The sequence below is a fragment of the Pseudomonas sp. MD330_10 genome (assembly GCF_042610415.1).
Taxonomy (GTDB): Bacteria; Pseudomonadota; Gammaproteobacteria; order Pseudomonadales; family Pseudomonadaceae; genus Aquipseudomonas; species Aquipseudomonas rhodesiae.
The window spans coordinates 1-230 of record NZ_JBHGZU010000196.1 but is presented as its reverse complement, the minus strand read 5'-3'; the positions used below and the strand labels follow the sequence as shown (position 1 = coordinate 230).

At 67.4% G+C, this 230-nt stretch carries 1 pseudogene; it reads right to left on the bottom strand.

What is annotated here, in order from left to right:
* Positions 1–230, bottom strand: a pseudogene (locus ACFZPT_RS27180) (IclR family transcriptional regulator); the annotation flags it as partial.

Here is a 230-nt window from a genome sequence, read left to right as displayed (position 1 = left end):
CCAGGATGGCCAGGCTGCCCTGCCCAACACCCAGGGCCACGCGCCCACCGATGTCGCCGGTGAAGGTGCGGTTCGGGTACGGACCTTCGCTGCGGTCCAGGAAAATCGCATCGAAGCCGCTGCGCGCCAGCAAAAACAGAGAATCGCCCAAGGAGGCGCTCAGGCGCAACAGACTCGGTCGCAACAGGTCGCGCAGGTTGCCGGTCTTGCCCGCATTGGCCGCCAGGGCG